The organism is Vibrio sp. 2134-1, from assembly GCF_033339495.1.
The window spans coordinates 1-579 of sequence record NZ_JAWOUS010000726.1; the positions used below are offsets into that span (position 1 = coordinate 1).

Annotated in this window: 1 protein-coding gene; it reads left to right on the forward strand. The window is 48.7% G+C overall.

What is annotated here, in order from left to right; genetic code table 11:
- Positions 1–56: 56 nt before the first annotated feature.
- Positions 57–579, forward strand: a 523-nt coding sequence (locus R7R78_RS28200; RefSeq protein WP_225474860.1) for an arylamine N-acetyltransferase family protein, incomplete at its 3' end; no start/stop codon positions are given.

Genomic DNA, 579 nt, shown 5'->3' on the forward strand with positions numbered 1-579 from the left:
TAGGTAGAGGGACTAGAGTAGAAAACAATCAACCCATCAGATAAGTAAGAGTGATTATGAATAAGACGGATCTGAACGCCTATTTAACCAAGCTCGGTTTGCCGAGTGAGTTACCCGCCGATTTGGAGTCATTGCACAAGATTCACGTAGCGCAGCACCGTTGCCTGCCGTTTGAGAACTTTGATATTTCGTTGCAGCGTGGCATCTCTGTTGAGATTGAAGACATCATTCAAAAAACCGTGTATCACTCCCGTGGTGGCTACTGCTTTGAACTGAATGGCTTAATGCTCGATGTGCTCAAGACCCTCGGGTTTGAAGCGCGCAGCTTACTTGGGCGTGTTCACGTGATGGGGACGCCGACAGGTCGCAGCCATCAAATCACGTTGGTGACGCTGGATGAACAAGCATGGATTGTCGATGTAGGCTTTGGCTCCAATACGCCGCGCGCGCCATTGCCGTTTATCCTCAACCAAGTGATTCAGACGGATTTACAAACCTTCCGCTTTGTTGAAGATGCCCAGTTTGGTTACTTCCTTCAAGTGTTGTCAACGGACGGAACGGACACGTGGAATAACCTTT